This is a genomic window from Anaerovibrio sp., assembly GCF_024697385.1.
Taxonomy (GTDB): domain Bacteria; phylum Bacillota; class Negativicutes; order Selenomonadales; family Selenomonadaceae; genus Anaerovibrio.
In genome coordinates, this window is the sequence record NZ_JAILFV010000137.1 from 1 (window position 1) to 2,982 (window position 2,982).

At 45.0% G+C, this 2,982-nt stretch carries 3 protein-coding genes; all 3 read left to right on the forward strand.

All coding sequences use genetic code 11. The features are described 5' to 3' along the window. The first annotated feature begins 247 nt into the window (after window positions 1-247). Entirely contained in the window at window positions 248-1,273 is a 1,026-nt protein-coding gene (hrcA, locus tag K6C05_RS07930; RefSeq protein WP_296733379.1) for a heat-inducible transcriptional repressor HrcA, read from the forward strand. Window positions 1,274-1,298: 25 nt separating this feature from the next. Next, a complete protein-coding gene (gene grpE, locus K6C05_RS07935) occupies window positions 1,299-1,892 on the forward strand; it encodes a nucleotide exchange factor GrpE (protein WP_296733381.1) in 594 nt (197 codons plus the stop codon). A 64-nt stretch (window positions 1,893-1,956) separates the two neighbouring features. Beyond that, the coding region (locus K6C05_RS07940) for an Hsp70 family protein (RefSeq protein ID WP_296733383.1) at window positions 1,957-2,982 on the forward strand (1,026 nt) is incomplete at its 3' end.

Genomic DNA, 2,982 nt, shown 5'->3' on the forward strand with positions numbered 1-2,982 from the left:
GAGCTTTAAGATGTCCCCTTCCTCTTTAGGTGGGGGAAAACAAACTACAACAGCTGGCGAGCATATCTCCCAGCTCGTTGAAACGCTAATTGGAAGATTTTTCTTCTAAAGAAGAAAAATTTGAACAATGGCGTTATAAAGTCAAAATATTTTTATTGACTTATTGACTTTTTATTGTAATGGGGGTATATTCTTTATAGAAGTTAGCACTCAACAGAGATGAGTGCTAACAACAGGAGGCTAAAGCATGATTGATGAGAGAAAGCAGCATATACTGCAGGCCGTCATTCAAGATTATATAGCATCAGCTGAACCTGTTGGCTCCAGGACTCTGGCCCGCAAGTATGATTTGGGTGTAAGTCCGGCGACAATCCGCAATGAGATGGCTGATTTGGAAATGCTCGGCTATCTGGAGCATATTCACACATCCTCCGGGCGCATCCCATCATCCAAGGGGTATCGGTTGTATGTGGATTCACTTTTACCTGTAAAGCCAATGACGGACGCAGAAAAGGCCATGATTGACAAATGGTATAAGTCCAAGGTTCAACGCATCGACCAGGTTTTTCAGGAAACTGCCAGGCTGATTTCCAAGATGACCAAGAATGTTTCTCTGGTGCTGGCTCCGCAGATTTCCAAAGCCGCCTTCCGGTGCATGCAGTTTCTGCCTTTGGATGACCACAGGGTAATAGCCGTATTGATGACAGATGCGGGCTTTGTGGAAAATCGAATCATGGAAATGCCGGATGGTGCTGTGTTTGAAGATTTTCAGCGCATGGCTCAGGTTGCCAACAGACATCTCGTTGGTCACACACTGGAGACCATTCACACCAAAAGTCTCAAGCAGATAGAAGGTGCTATCGGTGACAAGGGGCTGTATGCTTCTGCCCTGGACCTTATCGGTAATGCCTTGGCTACTGACCGCAAGGAAAGACTTTATCTTGGCGGCACTACGGAGCTTATGGCCCAGCCGGAGTTTCATAATGTTGACAAGGTGAAGGAAATATTATTGATGCTGGAGGAAGACCAGCTGATGAAGGATATAATCAGATCACACTTAGGTGATGGTCTGACAGTATCAATAGGACAGGAAAATGAATATAGCGGCATTAAGGACTGCAGCATAATAACTGCCACATACCATCTGGATGGCGAGCTGCTGGGCTCGTTGGCAGTGCTTGGTCCTACCAGGATGGAATATGGCCGTACAATGTCACTGTTGAATTATATGAATCAAAACCTGAATGAGGTTGTTAAACGCCTTAACTGGTAGAAATGTGGAGAGGTGAAAAAGCGTAATGCCTTTTGATAAAGACAAGCTGAAAAAAAAGGATGAAGAAAAACTGGAAGAGATGCAGAGGGAGATTGATGAGCATGAAATGTCTGCAGATGAATCTGATAATGTTGAAGCAGCAGCTGACAATGTAGAAGATGTTCCACAGGAAAAGGATGAACTGGAACAGCTGAAGGAAAAGCTGGCTGATGATGAAGAAAGATATAAACGCCTCCAGGCGGATTTTGAAAATTTTCGCCGGCGTACCCGTCAGGAAAAAGAGGAGCTGTCAGCTTTAGTGGTACAGAATTTTATCACGGAGCTTTTGCCGATGGTTGATAATTTTGAGCGTGCCCTGGCAGCTGAAGCCAATGATACTGCCGCCTTTAAACAGGGGGTTGATATGATTTTTAATCAGTTTATGGAGGTCCTGAAAAACAGAGGCCTTGAAAAAATAGAAACCAAGGATGCCAAATTTGATCCTAATTACCACCAGGCTGTAATGCGAGTGGAAAATCCGGAATTAGAGGATGACACTATTGCCATGGAAATGCAAAAAGGCTATATGGTGAAGGGCAAGGTTATCCGCCCGGCCATGGTTCAGGTAGTTGCAAATTAGTTTCAGCTGTGCTGACCTTGTTTAAAATAAAATGTGTTTGTTACTTTTAAGGAGGAAATAAATTATGTCTAAGATTATTGGTATTGATTTAGGAACTACAAATTCCGTTGTATCCGTTATGGAAGGCGGTGAGCCTACAGTTATCACCAATCCTGAGGGAAGCCGTATAACTCCTTCAGTTGTAGGCTTTACCAAGACCGGTGAGCGTCTTGTGGGCCAGCTGGCAAAGCGTCAGGCTGTATCAAACCCTGACCGTACCATCGCTTCCATTAAGCGTCATATGGGTGAAAAGAATTACACTGTAACTGTAGATGATAAGAGCTATACACCACCTGAGATTTCTGCCATGGTTCTTCAGAAGCTGAAGGCTGATGCCGAGGCTTATCTCGGTGAGACAGTTTCCCAGGCTGTCATAACTGTACCTGCATACTTTAATGACAGCCAGCGTCAGGCTACCAAGGATGCCGGCCAGATTGCAGGCCTTGATGTTCTGCGTATCATCAACGAGCCAACTGCCGCTGCACTGGCTTATGGTATTGATAAGGACGAATCCCACACCGTATTGGTATTTGACCTTGGTGGTGGTACCTTTGATGTATCCATCCTTGATATTGATGGCGGTATGTTTGAGGTTCGTGCTACCAATGGTGATACTCACCTGGGTGGTGATGACTTCGACCAGGCAGTAATGAACTGGATTGTAGAAGAATTCAAGAAGGAAAATGGCATTGATTTGTCAGCTGACAAGATGAGTGCCCAGCGTGTTATTGAAGCTGCCGAGAAAGCCAAGATTGAGCTTTCCAGCATGATGTCAACTAACATCAACCTGCCATTTATTACAGCTGATGCCTCAGGTCCTAAGCATCTTGACCTTACCTTGACCAGGGCAAAGTTTGATGAGCTGACTGCTGATTTGGTAGAGCGTACCATGGTTCCTACCCGCAAGGCTATGGAGGATGCAGGCCTTTCCGGAAATGATATCGATAAGATTCTTTTGGTTGGTGGTTCTTCCCGTATTCCTGCAGTTCAGGAAGCAATCAGAAAGTATCTTGGCAAGGAACCACATCGTGGCATCAATCCTGATGAGTGT